We start from the raw sequence: 15,875 nt of genomic DNA on the forward strand, positions 1-15,875 counted from the left end.
GCCCAGCATCAGACAGGCCCGACCTGCCCGCATGCGCATCATGTCAAAACGCCTGAACCTGGGCTCGCTCATTCTTGCCCTGGCCCTGCTCAGCGCAGTGGTCGCGCTGGCCAATACCCTGATGGCCAGCTACCGCGTGCAGCGTGACCAGCTGATCAGCAATACCTTGGAAGCCAACCGGGTATACGCCAACAAACTGGCCGAGACCACGCAGAATTTCATCCTCTCCTCGCAGCAGCAGCTGGCGTATACGGCCATGCTGCTCGGCCGGGCCGACATGGAGGCCCACCGTGCACAGGATGAGGCCAGTCGCCTGCAGCTGCAGACCAACAGCTTCAACTCGGTACTGATCGTCAACGAAACCGGACTGGTGCTGGCAACCTCACCGCAGACGCTGCACCTGAAGGGCGACACCCTGCACAGCGTGGGCAACCAGATAGCCCTGGAGCGGCGCCAGCCGATGGTCAGTGATCCTTACGACTCCACCACCGGAAAGCTGCTGGTGGCGATGTCGCATCCGGTGTTCGATGCGCGGGGCACGTACAAAGGCTATGTCAGCGGCACGATCTACCTGCGCCAGCGCAGCATCCTGCAGAGCCTGCTGGGCACTCATTACTACCGTGACGGCTCCTACCTCTACGTGGTCGACCGTACCGGCCGCCTGCTGTATCACATCGACCCCGAACGCGTCGGCACTTACGCCCCCGGCAATCCGGTCATCGAAGCGGTATCGCGCGGGCAACGCGGTGCGGCGCAGATCCGCAACAGCCGGGGCGTGTCGATGCTGGCCGGCTATGCGCCGGTACCCGCCACCGGTTGGGGCGTGGTCGCGCAGCGTCCAACGGCAGCGACGTTGCAGCCGCTGTCACAGCTGATGTCGGCAGTGATCTGGCGCGCCATCCCGCTGGGAGTACTTTCGCTGCTGGTGACCTGGTGGTTCGCGCGGCGCATCTCGCTGCCCCTGTGGCAACTGGCGCGCAATGTGCAGGAAGGCGATACGCGCCTTGCCATCAGCGACGTCGGCAGCATCCGCGCGTGGTACTTCGAAGTGGCTCAGTTGAAGCAGGCCGTGCTGTACAGCATCAACACGCTGCAGGACCGCATCGGCACGCTGAACCGCGCAAGCCGGACCGATCCATTGACGGGCCTGTTGAACCGTCGCGGACTACAGCAGTCGCTGGAAAGCTGGAAGGTGCAAGGGCAGTCATTCGCGATCCTTGCCCTCGACATCGATCGGTTCAAGGCCATCAACGACAAGCACGGGCATGCCGTCGGCGACCAGGTCATCGGCCACATCGCCGAACAGATGCGACGCTACTCACGCGATGGCGACGTGCTGTGCCGCAACGGCGGCGAAGAGTTCCTGATGCTGCTGCCCACGACCGACGCCGAGCACGCCCTGGCGATCGCCGAGCGGCTGCGCCAGCAGATCGCTGCGACCGCGGTGGACCCCGTCGGCCACGTCAGCGTGTCGGTCGGCGTCGCGCATTACCCGACCTTTGACGCTGATGCCGAGCAGGCCCTGCGCATGGCAGACAAGGCGCTGTACATGGCCAAGGAACAGGGTCGCAACCGCAGCGTGGTCTACCCGTACCGCTGACCTCTGGTAGCGCCGAGCCGTGCTCGGCGAGCGACATGCGCGGCCTGCATCGATCAGCGTGTTGCCTCGACGGCAAGCCGCCGAGCGTGGCGCGAGGACGTCCTGATCCGGCAACCTCATCGCCTGCTAGGCAAGCTCTCTGATGCGTTCCCGCTCGGTATCACGGGAGACGCCCGAGGGACTGAGCGCCGAGCCAGTTCGCCATGCCGCGGATACTTGATAGGCATCGCGAATCAGCTGCGCATACTGGTCAAGAGAGAGCTGAGGAGCCACAGCAGCCCGTTCTCCGGCGGGACGTATGATGTCGGCGCCAACGCGTGATCGTGGCCGCGCGGGCTGCGCCATGTCCGGCATCAAGCCATTGCCGATCCTTCTTATCTGTGGCCCGCGGTCGAGAACGAAGGGGGCACCAGGCAGAATGGGTTGAGGGTACTGCGCAGTGATTGAAGCAGGGGAGCCGATGCGGCACATATCGCAAAGCCCAGCAGGGAGTCCAGACGCACACGATACTGGCGCGGCATCATCCTGGCCTTCAGTTTTGCGCCAGACCGTCAGAACCTGATTGGTTCAGGCCTGCCGGTACTTACGCGAACAAGCCTGCCGGCGACGGGGACTGACGGCCAGCGGCCGTCACTACCCGAACCGTGCTCAGCCCAGCGGGGTCAACAAGCGGGGGCCTTTGTCTTCCCCACCCACCTTGTACACGCCACCGGCGACGAGCGTATCGGTCGCATCCTTCTCACCTTCGCCTTCGGACAGCCACGGTGCCCGCGATTTCGGACCCGGTATGAAGGCCTGCCACTGACCGTAACGCGCGGACGATCCCTCGATGGAATACTGCACCGGAACGCGCACGGTCCAGTGATCCTCCTCTACGTCGCTACCCGTGGTCGGTGGGCGGAACGTCCACTTGCGCGCCGCCAGCAGGGCGTTGCGTTCCATCAGCGCGCGCAGGCTCTTCAACTGCCGCTCCGATCCCACCACGTGCATGTTCACCTGCTCTGCCACCACATCGGCGACCGTGCCATCGCGTGCCACACGCAGCAGCAGATTCACCACGCCGGCGCCCCGCGCATCGAAAAGCGCCTGCGGATAGGCCGGCGGGTTCATGCGCAGAAACGTCACCGTGTCAGTCGCCTTAGGGTCGTACTCTTCGAAGCTGGCGCTTTTCAGCACCACATTCATGCTCTGCTCGTCGGCACGCTCTGCCGCCAAGCGCAGGCTGACCGGGCTCTTGGCGCGAACCGCTTTGCCATCGCGCAGCACCGGCTCGAAACGCCACTGAGCGACCGTGCGTTTGACCAGATCCCTTATGTCCGCATCGACCTTGTCTTCATGGTCCAGCGTGAAGCCATCTACCGAGCCGTCGGTCGCGATGCCGACGGTGCCGGTGAGGACCATGCTGCCTTCGATCTGCGCGCGCGCCGCGCGGGCGGATTGCGCCGGCGCCGTGTCGGGTACCAGCATGCCGCCGGTGCCGAGGGCCAAGGCTATTCCAAGCAAAAGATTCGTACGCATCCTGACTGCTCCGTGTCGATGAGCGCCAAGCCTAGCAATCTCCACCGGCTCATGCCAGCCGGTGCTCGCGCGCGTAGGGGGGCGTGTCAGGCAGCACACCGTCAGCAAACTGCTGCTGCAGGTCACGCCACCACGCCGGATCGAACAGGTGCCCGTAGTGCTCGCGCACCGCGGTCAACTCCAGGGCCGGCAGCCCCATGAAGGGCCCGAAACGCTGTGGAAACACATCCCGCGGTCCCACATGAAACCACGGCTCGTCGGACATCGCGTCTTCCTCGTTGCGCGGCGTCGGCCAGTCGCGGAAAACGCAGTCGCTCACCAGGCACAGTTCGTCATAGTCGTAGAACACGGCACGACCGTGCCGTGATACGCCGAAGTTCTTCGGCAGCATGTCGCCGGGGAAGATATTGTTGCGCGCCATGTCGGTGATCGCCTGGGCATAGTCCAGCGCCGCCGCCCGGACACCGGTCGGCCCCTGTTCGCGCAGGTACAGGTTCAGCGGACGGAATCGCCGCTGCACGTAGCACAGCGCGATCTCCACCGTTTCATCATTCACCTGCACGCTCAATGCGCACTGTTCGCGCAGCTCCTTCAGCAGTGCCGGGGCGAAGCGCCTCGTCGGAAAGCGCTGGTGCCGATACGGCTGTGCGTCCAGCAGCCGCCCTACCCGGTCCAGGTTGAACACGAGTGCATATTTGTCTTCCACCTGCTGCCGCGACATGGCCTTCGGCCAGGCGAACCGGTCGCGGATCAGTTTGAACACCAATGGATAGCTGGGCAGGGTGAACACGGCCATGACCATGCCAGGCGTGCCCTCGGCATGTACCAGCTGTTCATTGGCCTGCTCCTGGAAATGACGGAAGAAGGTGCGGTAGCGCTCGGTCTTGCCCTGCTTGGCGCGTCCCAGCACCGTGTAGATCTCATCGATGGGCTTGCCAGGCAGCAGGCTGCGCAGGAACACCACCGCATCGCCCACGTTGGAAAGGTTGGCATGGAAGTAGCTGCGCGATACCCCGAACAGATGGGCCACGTCGGCACGCCGGGTCAGTACGGCGTCTGCGCGCAGGCCTTGGCCATCGTTCACCAGCGCGATGATGCACGGGGAGAAACGGTGCTCGCCGAAGACGCGGCCAACCAGATAGGCACGTCGTTCGCGGTAGAACACCGTATCCAGCAGTTCGATCCCGCGCACGGGATGCGTCCCCCAATGTGCCAGGTCGTCCTGCAGCCTTATCGATACAGCAGCAGCGCAGCGTAGCTGGTGGACATACGGCACACCGAAACGATAGTCGCCCAGCACGCGCATCACGGCATCGGCCGGGCGATGTGCCGACACGGCATAGACGTGCCGCGCGACCGGATGGGTGATCGCATCGGAAGGTTCGACGTCGAGCGCGAGGAACTCCACCTGCCCATCCACGCCACGTGTTGCGAACAGCCGGCGTGCGAGGGTGTTGTAGAAGGTTTTATACAGCTCGGCGTCGATCAGGGTGCTCAGCAACGACGTGTATCGCGCGTGCACCTGCAGCCACAGCGCGCGCTCGCCGATGGCATCGCCTGCCAGCAGACGCAGGGTCTCCATGCATGATGCGATGCAGCGGTCATACAGCCCGATGCGCTCAACCGCGTCCTGCTGCGCGACTTCCCACTGCCGCTGTTCGAAACGTCCTTTCGCGCGCGCCGTGATCGCAGCGAAGCCTGCGTGGTAGTCCTCGAAGCCATCACGGATGGCCGATGCCATGCGCTGGGCCAGCTCGGCGTCGATGTCGATCGGGGACATGGCAGGCTCGGTACCGGAGACGTGCCCACCTTACCCGGTCGCCGCTACCGGTGCCCGGATGCAGAAAGGCCCGCGCACTGCGCGGGCCTTTCCTTGCTACAACCGGGGGACGATCAGCCCTGCAGCTGTTCCAGCGCGGTGTTCAGCGTGGCACTGGGGCGCATGGCGGCGGCAACCTTCGCCAGGTCCGGGCGGTAGTAACCGCCGATGTCCACGGCCTTGCCCTGCACCGCGGCCAGCTCCTCGACGATCTTTGCCTCGTTCTCGGTGAGTGCCTTGGCCAGCGGAGCAAACTTCGCTTTCAGCGAGACATCTTCATCCTGCGCGGCCAGTGCCTGCGCCCAGTACAGGGTGAGGTAGAAGTGGCTGCCACGGTTGTCGATGCCACCCAGCTTGCGCGAGGGCGACTTGTCGTTGTCCAGGAACTGGCCGTTGGCTTCGTCCAGCGCCTTGGCCAGCACGCGTGCCGCTGCGTTGTCGTAGCGGTTGCCGAGGTGTTCCAGCGAAGCGGCAAGCGCCAGGAACTCACCCAGCGAATCCCAACGCAGGTAATCCTCTTCGACGAACTGCTGCACGTGCTTGGGGGCCGAACCACCGGCACCGGTCTCGAACAGGCCGCCGCCGGCCATCAGCGGGACGATGGACAGCATCTTCGCGCTGGTGCCCAGCTCCATGATCGGGAACAGATCGGTGAGGTAATCGCGCAGCACGTTGCCGGTCACCGAGATGGTGTCCTCGCCCTTGCGGATGCGGTCCAGCGAGAACGCCGTCGCTTCCACCGGCGTCAGGATGCGGATGTCCAGGCCCGTGGTGTCGTGGTCCTTGAGGTACGTCTCCACCTTGGCGATGACTTGGGCGTCGTGCGCGCGCGACGCGTCCAGCCAGAACACGGCGGGCGTGCCGCTCAGGCGCGCGCGCTCCACGGCCAGCTTCACCCAATCCTGGATCGGCGCGTCCTTGGTCTGGCACATGCGCCAGATGTCACCGGCCTGCACAGGGTGCTCGAACACCACCTTGCCCGCTTCGTCGGTGACCTTGACCACGCCGTCGGCGGCGATCTGGAAGGTCTTGTCATGCGAACCGTACTCTTCGGCCTTCTGTGCCATCAGGCCCACGTTCGGCACCGAGCCCATCTTCGCCGGATCGAACGCACCGTGGGTGCGGCAGTCATCGATCACCGCCTGGTAGACGCCCGCGTAGCAGCGGTCCGGAATGACCGCCTTGGTGTCCTGCAGCTTGCCCTCGGCATTCCACATCTTGCCGGAGTCGCGGATCATCGCCGGCATCGATGCATCGACGATGACATCGCTCGGCACGTGCAGGTTGGTGATGCCCTTGTCCGAGTTGACCATCGCCACGGCGGGGCGATGCGCGTACTCGGCTTTCAGATCGGCCTCGATGGCGGCGCGGGTGGCTTCCGGCAGCGACGGCAGACGTGCAGCCAGGTCACCAATACCATTGTTGGCATCGAAGCCCGCCTGCTTCAGCACGTCGCCATGCTTGGCCAGCACGTCCTTGTAGAACTCGTTGACCGCCACGCCGAACATGATCGGGTCGGAGACCTTCATCATGGTCGCCTTGAGGTGCAGCGAGAACAACACGCCCTGTGCCTTGGCGTCTTCGATCTGCTCACCGATGAAGGCGGCCAGCGCCTTGCGGCTCATCACCGCTGCGTCGACGATCTCACCGGCCTTCACCGCCGTCTTTTCCTTCAGCACGGTCTCGCTGCCATCGGTAGCATGCAGGGTGATCTTCAGGCTGACTGCGTCAGCCAGGGTGGCCGACTGCTCGCTGCCGTAGAAATCGCCCGACTCCATGTGCGCGACGTGCGACTTGGACTCGCTCGACCACGCGCCCATGCGGTGCGGATGCTTGCGCGCATAGTTCTTTACCGACAGCGGGGCGCGGCGGTCCGAGTTGCCTTCGCGCAGCACTGGATTGACCGCGCTGCCCTTGACCTTGTCGTAGCGCGCCTTGATCTCGCGCTGCGCATCGTCAGCCGGGCTTTCCGGGTAATCCGGCAATGCAAAGCCCTGCTGCTGCAGCTCGCTGATGGCCGCCTTCAGCTGAGGCACCGAAGCGGAGATGTTCGGCAGCTTGATGATGTTCGCTTCCGGCGTGGTGGCCAGCTTGCCCAGTTCGGCCAGGTCGTCGTTGACCTTCTGGTCGTCTTTCAGCCGCTCCGGGAACAGCGACAGGATGCGGCCGGACAGCGAAATGTCGCGCGTTTCCACCGCGATACCGGCGGTGGCAGTGAATGCACTGACGACCGGCAACAGCGACTGGGTCGCTAGGAACGGGGCTTCATCGGTCAGCGTATAGAGGATCTTGGGCGTATTCGACATGGGGGATCAGGACTCTTTGCGGATCTCAGGGGAAGGCCGGCGCCAGCGCCGGACCACGTGCAACCGTGTCGTGCACAGGGCGGACGCGCCCTGCACTTCCTCCGCCTCTGCTGCGAACAACGCGGGGCGGGGTAACCCCTGCATTGTCTCCATTTCCGCCGTGCGGAGCAAAGCTGCACCATACGCGCAGGTACTGCAGCGACCTGGTCGGCACATAAAAAAAGACGCAGCCTCGCGGCTGCGTCCATCGTGAGTCCACTACCGGGAGAGAGTCGGTAATGCGTGGACTTACTTGACCTCGAACTCCTGCGGGGTACCTGCCGCCTTGCCGTCCACCATGACTTCCGCACGGTACTTGCCGGCCGGCCAACCATTGGCATTCTTGAAGCTGATGTTGGTGGTCTCGGCGCCGCTGGTGTTCAGCGTTGCGCTCTGCTCACCGGCCACCTGGCCATCTTGGAAGGTCAGCTTGGCGCCCACGTTGGCATTGTTCGCGGTTCCGTCGGTACGAACCGAGACGATGATCTCGTCTTTGGGTGCGAACATCGCTGCAGTCGCAACGGATTTATCCGCCGCAGCCGTCTTGCCAACAGTTACCGAAGCAACATTCACCGAAGCCGCTTCGGCCATCGGCGGCGGTGCGCCGGTCATCGGGGCCGGTGCGGTAGCGGGTGCGGTTTCCGCCGCCGGGGTGGCCGTGGTATCGACTGCAGGCTCGTTCTTCTTGCAGCCAACCAAAGCGACGCTGCCAAGCAGTGCGACAAGCAGGCCATTACGAAGCGTGTGGGTACAGGTCATAGGGTTTCCTCCAAGGGGTACGGCGATAACGCGGAATGTCGTTTTACTTCGGCGGCAACTTCAGCACCTGGCCCGGCTTGATCTTGTCCGGATCATCAAGCTGGTCACGGTTTGCTTCATAGATCTTGTTCCAGGCATTCGCGCTGCCCAGATGCTCTTTCGCGATCTTCGACAGCGTGTCACCCGCCGCGACGGTGTAGGTACCACCCACGACCTCGGCGGTACTGTCGACAGAGGACGAAACGCCGGAAAAGTCGGCCTTCGGGACCTGGTCTGCCGTGCTGTCCACCTTGGCGCTGACACCGGAGAAATCGGCTTTCTTCTCGGTACTCATCAACACACTCCCGTCTGCATGACTACGTGGCAAGCACGTTCGCACACAGGTTGTTAAATAGGGATGGTTTTCGCGTGAAGCCTGTGCCGCCCGGGGGCATGCGCCGTTACTGGCGCTGCTCCCGGTAGGTCGTTGCCGGCATCGCGATGCCGTGGCTGGCCCGCCACGGATTGATGTCCAGGCCGCCGCGGCGGGTGTAGCGTGCTTCCACTTCCAGCCACTGCGGGTCGCAGCGCTGGCTGACCTCGCTGAAGATCCGCTCCACGCACTGTTCGTGGAATTCGGCATGCTCGCGGTAGCTGACCAGATAGCGGAGCAGGCCGCTGCGGTCGATCTTCGGCCCGTGATAGCGCACGCTCACCGTCGCCCAGTCGGGCTGGCCGGTGACGGGGCAGTTGGACTTCAGCAGTGCCGACACCAGGGTTTCCTCGACCACCTGTGACGCATCGGCCAGCAGATAATCCGCACGGGGCGGTCCATAGCAGTCGATATCCACGTCCAGCGCATCAATGCTGTCGCCCAGTGGCACCTCGCGCAGCGGCGGCAGGCCGAAGCGGACGTCTACCGGTGCACCGGCGCAGGCAGACAGGTCGGTTGCGATACACGCACGCAGGTCCTCTGGGGTATCGAAGCGGGCACTGTTGAGTGAGTTGAGATAGAGCTTGAACGACTTCGATTCCACCAGGCTGGGCGAGGTGCACGGCACCTGCACCGTCGCGACGGCGACGCAGGGTTTGCCCCGGCCATCCAGCCAGCCAAGTTCAAAGGCGTGCCAGCGGTCATGGCCGACGAACGGCAGCGCCGCCGCGTCGAGGCCGATCTCGGCGCGTGCCGCCGCGCGGGGGATGGGGAACAGCAGGCCGGGGTCGTACTGCGATGGGTAACTGACCTCGCGACCGAGGCTGGAATCCTGGGGGGTATTCATGGCGCCCATTGTAAATGAGCGGGTCGAACGGGTGAGACCCCCTCGCGGTGGGCTGCTGCGAAAAGCGGATTACGTGCTTGGGGCCGGGCGGTGGGGCGGGACGGGGGACGGCAAGAGCCGCATCCATGCGGGCCTCGTTTCGTGCCATCCATGGCACTCAACGCCCCCGCCCCGCCCCACCGCCCGGCCCCCTGACAGGTTCCGTGGCCGCCCGCCGCGTAATAAAAAAGAGAAAAGCGGTAGCGCCGACCCATGGTCGGCGAGCGCAGCGGGCTCTTGGCGGGGACCCTCCGCCGACCATGGGTCGGCGCTACCGCAGGCCCCGTTGACCCGTCGGGTGGAGGGAGCCCCTGAGTCAGGGGCGGCCGCGAAGCGGCGGGGTGTGGGTGCTGGTGAGACGGGGCCCGCGATTTGCGAAGCAAAGCGTGGGGGCGGCAGCGCGAATGCGATGACGTGGACCCCCGGCGAACCCACTCAGGCCTCGGCTGGCGCACCGTTCAGGTAATCCAGGCTCACCTGCAGCAACGCGCGCAACCCTACGTCCAAGGCCTTTTCATCCAGCAGGAACTTGGGCGAATGGTTGGCCGGCGCCTTGGCCGGGTCGATCCCTTCGCTGGTGGAACCGACGAAGAAGAACATCGCCGGTACTTCCTTGGCGAACAGCGAGAAGTCCTCCGCGCCCATCTGCAGCGGCGGCTCGTACACGTTGTCCGCGCCCACCACCGCCTGCAGGCTTGGCAGCATGCGGGCGGTCAGCGCCGGGTCGTTCACCGTCGCCGGGTTGCCTTCCGCTTCGTAGATTTCGGTCACTGCCGTGGCGCCATGCGCGGCCGTGGTGTGCTCGGCGACGTTGCGCAGGTCGGCGAAGATCTGCTGGCGCATGCCCTCGTCGAAGGTGCGGATGGTACCCACCATCTCCACTTCGTCCGGGATGATGTTGTAACGGATGCCGCCGTTGATCGCACCGAAGGTGACCACCGCCGGCTGCTGCGCCAGGTTCGTACGGCGGCTGACGATGGTCTGCGCGGTGCCGATCAGATCAGCCGTGGCCACGATCGGGTCTACCCCGTTCCACGGCGCCGAGCCGTGGGTCTGGCGGCCGATCACCTTGATGCCGAAGCGATCGGAGGCCGCCATCAGCGGGCCACCGCGTACGGCGATCTTGCCCGCCTGCACGCTGGAGAACACGTGCAGGCCGAAGATTGCTTCGGGCTTGAAATCAGCGAACACGCCTTCTTTCAGCATCAGGGCCGCACCGCCCTCTTCCGGCGGCGGGGCGCCCTCTTCCGAGGGCTGGAAGATCAGCATCACCTGGCCCGGCAGGTCCTTGCGCATCGCCACCAGGGCCTCCGCCACGCCCAGCAGGGTCGCGGTATGCGCGTCGTGGCCACAGGCATGCATCACCCCGACGGTCTGCCCGCGGTACGTGCTGGTCGCCTTGGACGCGAACGGCAGCCCGGTCTGCTCGGTGACCGGCAGCGCATCCATGTCGGCACGCAGGGCGATTTTCGGGCCCGGCTTGCCGCCTTCGATGATCGCCACCACGCCGTGGTGGGCAATGCCGATCTTCGGCTTCAGGCCCATCGCGCGCAGCCGCTTGGCGACCTCTGCCGAGGTCCGCTCTTCGCGGTTGGACAGCTCCGGATGCGCGTGGAAATCACGCCGCCACTCCACCACCTGGGCCTGCAGTTTCTGCGCAGCAGCGGCGACTTCGGGGCGCTCGGCGGACTGCGCATGGACGAGCACCGGCAGGGCCAGCAACAGGGCGGATGACAGCAGCGCGCGACGGGGCATCGGGATCTCCACGGTAGGGTTGCGGTTGAATGTAGGCCAAGCGGTCGCTTTCGGGAACCTTTGGCTCCTGGCAGGGTCGGAGCATCCGGCCCTTTTGGCATGCAGGCACTGACACGGCCCACAGGTATGCTTGGCACCTTGCCAGCTGGGCGTTCGCCCGGCCCAGCCCCCAGGAGTGATTGGAATGTCGCGTTTGTGGAAGATCGTGCTGCTGGTGGCGGCAGTGTTGGTGGTCGTGTTCGTCGGCCTGCGCTTCATGGGCGGCGGCAAGGATGCGCCTGCCGGCGATGCCGCTGCGGCGGGTGAGCGCGGCGAGCGGGGCGGCCCCCCGGCCGACACCGGCCCGGTGCCGGTGACCGTGGTGGAAGCCCAGCGCCAGGACGTGCCGGTGTACGCCAATGCCCTCGGTACGGTGAGCGCGATGAACACCGTCACTGTCAGCCCGCAGATCGGCGGCCAACTGATGAGCCTAAATTTCCGCGAAGGCGAGGAAGTGAAGAAGGGCGACGTGCTGGCGGTGATCGATCCGCGCACCGCGCAGGCCAGCTATGACGAAGCCGCGGCCGCCAAACGCCAGAACCAGGCCCAGCTGGCGACCGCACGCTCCAATTTCCAGCGCTCCAGTGCGCCGGAATACCAGCAGTACGTGGCGAAGACCGACCTGGATACGCAGCGCAACCAGGTGGCCCAGTTCGAAAGCACCGTGGCGGCCAACGAGGCCAGCATGCGCGCCGCCCAGGTCCAGCTGCAGTACACCAAGGTCACCGCGCCGATCACCGGCGTGGCCGGCATCCGCGCCGTCGACGCCGGCAACGTGGTCAGTGCCGGTACGGCGCTGGTCACCCTGACCCAGGTCCATCCGATCCACGTGGTGTTCAACCTGCCCGAGCGCCAGCTCGGTGACGTGCGTACCGCGCAGAAGGCGGGTGCCGTGCAGATCGCCGCGCTCGATCGCACCGATGCCCATGTGATCAGCGGCGACGGCACCCTGGATGTGGTCGACAACCTGATCAGCAGCGACAGCGGCACGTTCCGCGCGCGTGCCCTGTTCGCCAACCAGGACAACATCCTGTGGCCGGGCCAGTTCGTCAACGTCCGTCTGCAGCTGCGCACCATCGGTGGCGGCATCGTCATTCCCACCCAGGCAGTGATGCGCGGACCTGATGGCGAGTACGTCTATGTGGTGCAGCCCGACAACACGGTGAAGATGCAGACCGTGCGCAGCGGCGTGGAAGTGGGCGACAGCCATGTGCAGGTCACCGAAGGCCTGAAGGGCGGTGAGCGGGTGGTCAGCGAAGGCCAGTTCCGGCTCAAGCCCGGTGCCAAGGTGAACGCACTCAAGCCAGGCGAAACCCCGGCAGCGCCGACCGAAGCCGAACTCAAGGCCGCACAGCAGCAGAACGGCGGTCGCCGTCCAGGTGGCGGCCCGCGCTGATCGCGGCCCCGCCTGATTCATCGGTGCCGGCACCTCTGCCGGCATCGTCATGACGTCCCAGCAAGGATCTGCCCGTGGGCTTTTCGACCCTCTTCATCCGTCGCCCGATCGCCACCTCATTGCTGATGGCGGGGCTGCTGCTGCTCGGCATCCTCGGTTACCGCCAGCTGCCCGTGTCGGCACTGCCGGAGATCGACGCACCCAGCCTGGTGGTGACCACCCAGTACCCGGGCGCCAACGCCACGACCATGGCGTCGCTGGTCACCACGCCGCTGGAGCGCCAGTTCGGGCAGATATCCGGGCTGGAACTGATGACGTCCGATTCGTCGGCGGGGCTGTCCACGATCATCCTGCAGTTCTCGATGGAACGGGACATCGACATCGCCGCGCAGGACGTGCAGGCCGCCATCCGCCAGGCCACCCTGCCCTCCTCACTGCCCTACCAGCCGGTCTACAACCGGGTGAATCCGGCCGACGCGGCCATCGTCACGCTGAAGCTGACCTCCGACACGCGCCCGCTGCGTGAGGTCAACAACTACGCTGACTCGATCCTCGCCCAGCGCCTGTCGCAGGTGCAGGGCGTCGGCCTGGTGTCGATCGCCGGCAACGTGCGCCCGGCCGTGCGCATCCAGGTCAACCCGGCGCAGCTGTCCAACATGGGACTGACCCTGGAGAACCTGCGCAGTGCGCTGACCCAGGCCAACGTCAGCGCACCGAAGGGGTCGCTCAATGGCAAGACCCAGTCCTACAGCATCGGCACCAACGACCAGCTGACCAGTGCCGCCGAGTACCGCGACACCATCATCAGCTACCGCAATGGCGCGCCGGTGCGCCTGTCCGACGTCGCCAACGTGGTCGATGGCGTAGAGAACGACCAGCTGGCGGCCTGGGCCGACGGCAAGCCAGCGGTGCTGCTGGAAGTGAGGCGCCAACCCGGCGCGAACATCGTGCAGACCGTCGAACGCGTGCGTGCGCTGCTGCCGCAGCTGCAGGGCGTGCTGCCCGCCGATGTACACCTGGAGATCTTCTCCGACCGCACTGAAACCATCCGTGCGTCGGTGCATGAGGTGCAGTTCACCCTGATCCTGACCATCGGCCTGGTGGTCGCGGTGATCTTCCTGTTCCTGCGCCGCCTGTGGGCCACGATCATTCCCTCGGTCGCGGTGCCGCTGTCGCTTGCCGGCACCTTCGCGGTGATGGCCTTCGCCGGCATGTCGCTGGACAACCTTTCGCTGATGGCTCTCGTAGTGGCCACCGGCTTCGTCGTGGACGATGCGATCGTGATGATCGAGAACATCGTCCGCTACATCGAGCAGGGCAAGAGTGGCAAGGAAGCCGCAGAGATCGGCGCGCGCCAGATCGGCTTCACCGTGCTGTCGCTGACCGTGTCGCTGGTCGCGGTGTTCCTGCCGCTGCTGCTGATGCCCGGCGTCACCGGCCGGTTGTTCCATGAGTTCGCCTGGGTGCTGAGCATCGCGGTCACGCTGTCGATGCTGATCTCGCTGACCCTGACCCCGATGATGTGCGCCTACCTGCTCAAGCCGGACGAACTGCCGGAAGGCGAAGACGCGCACGAACGCGCGGCCGCGGCCGGCAAGCGGAACGTATGGTCCCGCACCGTGGGCCTGTACGAGCGCAGCCTGGACTGGGTGCTGGCCCACCAGCCGATCACCCTGGCAGTGGCCGGCGCGGCACTGGTGTTGACGGTGGTGCTGTACATCCTGATCCCGAAGGGCCTGCTGCCCGACCAGGACACCGGCATGATCACCGCCGTGGTGCAGGCCGACCAGAACGTCGCCTTCCCGCAGATGGAACAGCGCACCAAGGCCGTGGCCGAGGCGCTGCGCCAGGATCCGGACGTGACCGGTGTATCGGCCTTCATCGGCGCCGGCTCGATGAACCCCACGCTCAACCAGGGCCAGCTGTCGATCGTGCTGAAGGAACGGGGTGAGCGCGATGGCATGGCGGTGATCCTGCCGCGCCTGCAGGACGCGGTGAAGAACATTCCCGGCATCGCGCTGTACCTGAAGCCCGTGCAGGACGTGACCCTGGATACCCGCGTCGCGGCCACCGATTACCAGTTCGTGCTGTCGGACGTACAGGCCGACGAAGTGGCGACTCATGCGCTGCGCATGACCGAAGCGCTGCGCAAACGACCCGAGCTGGCCGACGTGGACAACAACCTGTCCAACCAGGGGCGCGCGCTGGAGCTGACCATCGACCGCGACAAGGCCAGCGTGCTCGGCGTGCCGATGCAGACCATCGACGACACGCTCTACGATGCGTTCGGCCAGCGCCAGATCTCCACCATCTTCACCGAGCTCAACCAGTACCGCGTGGTGCTGGAAGTCGCGCCGGAGTTCCGTACCAGCACCGCCCTGATGGAACAGCTGGCCGTTGCGTCCAATGGCACCGGTGCACTGACCGGCACCAACGCCACCAGTTTCGGCCAGGTCACCTCGTCCAATTCGTCCACGGCCACCGGCATCGGCAACCAGAACACCGGCATCACCGTGGGCGGCGGCGGCATCATTCCGCTGTCCGCGCTGGCCGACAGCAAGGTCACCAGTGCCCCGTTGCTGGTCAGCCACCAGCAGCAGCTGCCGGCGGTCACCATCTCGTTCAACGTGGCCAGCGGGTACTCGCTGTCCGCCGCAGTGAAGGCCATCGAAGAGACCCAGGCCGAACTGAAGTTGCCCTCGCAGGTGCATGCACAGTTCATCGGCAAGGCCGCGGAGTTCACCGGCAGCCAGACCGACGTGGTGTGGTTGCTGCTGGCGTCGCTGGTTGTGATCTACATCGTGCTGGGCGTGCTGTATGAAAGCTACATCCACCCCATCACCATCATCTCCACCCTGCCCCCGGCGGGCGTGGGCGCGCTGCTTGCCCTGATGCTGAGCGGCCTCAGCCTGTCGGTGGACGGCATCGTCGGCATCGTGCTGCTGATCGGCATCGTCAAGAAGAACGGCATCATGATGGTCGACTTCGCCATCGAGGCGCGTCGAACCGGCGCCAACGCGCATGAGGCGATCCGTCGGGCGTGCCTGCTGCGCTTCCGCCCGATCATGATGACCACCGCTGCCGCCATGCTCGGCGCCTTGCCCCTCGCGCTGGGTACCGGCATCGGTTCGGAGCTGCGTCGTCCGCTGGGTATCGCCATCGTCGGCGGCCTGCTGCTGTCGCAGCTGGTGACCCTGTACACCACACCGGTGATCTACCTCTACATGGAACGGTTCTCCGACTGGACCGCACGGCGTCGCGAGCAGCGCGCGCTGCGTCGTGGCGATCGCCATCCCCCGGCGCAGGAGCCGCAGGCGTGAGTGCAACGACGCGCACGGCGGGAGCC

10 protein-coding genes are annotated in these 15,875 nt (G+C 65.5%); 3 read left to right on the top strand and 7 right to left on the bottom strand.

Annotated features, from left to right (window positions below; all coding sequences use genetic code 11):
- Positions 1-31 precede the first annotated feature (31 nt).
- Positions 32-1,600, top strand: a complete 1,569-nt coding sequence (locus ICJ04_RS16365) for a sensor domain-containing diguanylate cyclase (RefSeq protein ID WP_188325228.1) — start codon at positions 32-34, stop codon at positions 1,598-1,600.
- Positions 1,601-2,248: 648 nt separating this feature from the next.
- Here the strand turns inward: ICJ04_RS16365 and ICJ04_RS16370 are convergent.
- The 7 genes from ICJ04_RS16370 to ICJ04_RS16400 form a co-directional block, all read right to left on the bottom strand.
- On the bottom strand, positions 2,249-3,118 hold the full coding sequence (locus ICJ04_RS16370) for an energy transducer TonB (protein WP_223202922.1): 870 nt from the start codon (positions 3,116-3,118) through the stop codon (positions 2,249-2,251).
- Positions 3,119-3,167: 49 nt separating this feature from the next.
- Positions 3,168-4,898, bottom strand: coding sequence for a bifunctional isocitrate dehydrogenase kinase/phosphatase (gene aceK, locus ICJ04_RS16375; protein WP_188325229.1), 1,731 nt, complete (start codon positions 4,896-4,898; stop codon positions 3,168-3,170).
- A gap of 113 nt (positions 4,899-5,011) precedes the next feature.
- The gene (locus tag ICJ04_RS16380; RefSeq protein ID WP_188325230.1) at positions 5,012-7,243 is read right to left on the bottom strand and encodes an NADP-dependent isocitrate dehydrogenase; all 2,232 of its coding nucleotides are present in this window, start codon (positions 7,241-7,243) and stop codon (positions 5,012-5,014) included.
- A gap of 288 nt (positions 7,244-7,531) precedes the next feature.
- Positions 7,532-8,041: a hypothetical protein gene (locus tag ICJ04_RS16385; protein ID WP_188325231.1), complete on the bottom strand. Its 510-nt coding sequence runs from the start codon at positions 8,039-8,041 to the stop codon at positions 7,532-7,534.
- Between the two features lie 43 nt (positions 8,042-8,084).
- A complete protein-coding gene (locus ICJ04_RS16390) occupies positions 8,085-8,375 on the bottom strand; it encodes a LysM peptidoglycan-binding domain-containing protein (protein WP_188325232.1) in 291 nt (96 codons plus the stop codon).
- 106 nt (positions 8,376-8,481) lie between these two features.
- The gene (gene queF / locus ICJ04_RS16395) at positions 8,482-9,300 is read right to left on the bottom strand and encodes an NADPH-dependent 7-cyano-7-deazaguanine reductase QueF (RefSeq protein ID WP_188325233.1); all 819 of its coding nucleotides are present in this window, start codon (positions 9,298-9,300) and stop codon (positions 8,482-8,484) included.
- A 474-nt stretch (positions 9,301-9,774) separates the two neighbouring features.
- Positions 9,775-11,094 (bottom strand): amidohydrolase, encoded by a 1,320-nt coding sequence (locus ICJ04_RS16400; protein ID WP_188325234.1) that lies wholly within the window; start codon positions 11,092-11,094, stop codon positions 9,775-9,777.
- A gap of 184 nt (positions 11,095-11,278) precedes the next feature.
- Between ICJ04_RS16400 and ICJ04_RS16405 the strand changes: the two genes are divergently transcribed.
- Positions 11,279-12,529, top strand: coding sequence for an efflux RND transporter periplasmic adaptor subunit (locus ICJ04_RS16405; RefSeq protein ID WP_188325235.1), 1,251 nt, complete (start codon positions 11,279-11,281; stop codon positions 12,527-12,529).
- Positions 12,530-12,603: 74 nt separating this feature from the next.
- Positions 12,604-15,849: an efflux RND transporter permease subunit gene (locus ICJ04_RS16410; protein ID WP_188325236.1), complete on the top strand. Its 3,246-nt coding sequence runs from the start codon at positions 12,604-12,606 to the stop codon at positions 15,847-15,849.
- Positions 15,850-15,875: the final 26 nt, after the last annotated feature.

Source organism: Stenotrophomonas sp. 169, from assembly GCF_014621775.1.
Classification (GTDB): Bacteria; Pseudomonadota; Gammaproteobacteria; order Xanthomonadales; family Xanthomonadaceae; genus Stenotrophomonas.

What these genes read in the sequence shown, in the direction of transcription:
- ICJ04_RS16365 (WP_188325228.1), top strand. Translation starts at nt 32, where the DNA reads ATGCGCATCATGTCAAAACGCCTGAACCTGGGCTCGCTCATTCTTGCC.
- ICJ04_RS16370 (WP_223202922.1), bottom strand. Translation starts at nt 3,118, where the DNA reads ATGCGTACGAATCTTTTGCTTGGAATAGCCTTGGCCCTCGGCACCGGC.
- aceK (WP_188325229.1), bottom strand. Translation starts at nt 4,898, where the DNA reads ATGTCCCCGATCGACATCGACGCCGAGCTGGCCCAGCGCATGGCATCG.
- ICJ04_RS16380 (WP_188325230.1), bottom strand. Translation starts at nt 7,243, where the DNA reads ATGTCGAATACGCCCAAGATCCTCTATACGCTGACCGATGAAGCCCCG.
- ICJ04_RS16385 (WP_188325231.1), bottom strand. Translation starts at nt 8,041, where the DNA reads ATGACCTGTACCCACACGCTTCGTAATGGCCTGCTTGTCGCACTGCTT.
- ICJ04_RS16390 (WP_188325232.1), bottom strand. Translation starts at nt 8,375, where the DNA reads ATGAGTACCGAGAAGAAAGCCGATTTCTCCGGTGTCAGCGCCAAGGTG.
- queF (WP_188325233.1), bottom strand. Translation starts at nt 9,300, where the DNA reads ATGAATACCCCCCAGGATTCCAGCCTCGGTCGCGAGGTCAGTTACCCA.
- ICJ04_RS16400 (WP_188325234.1), bottom strand. Translation starts at nt 11,094, where the DNA reads ATGCCCCGTCGCGCGCTGCTGTCATCCGCCCTGTTGCTGGCCCTGCCG.
- ICJ04_RS16405 (WP_188325235.1), top strand. Translation starts at nt 11,279, where the DNA reads ATGTCGCGTTTGTGGAAGATCGTGCTGCTGGTGGCGGCAGTGTTGGTG.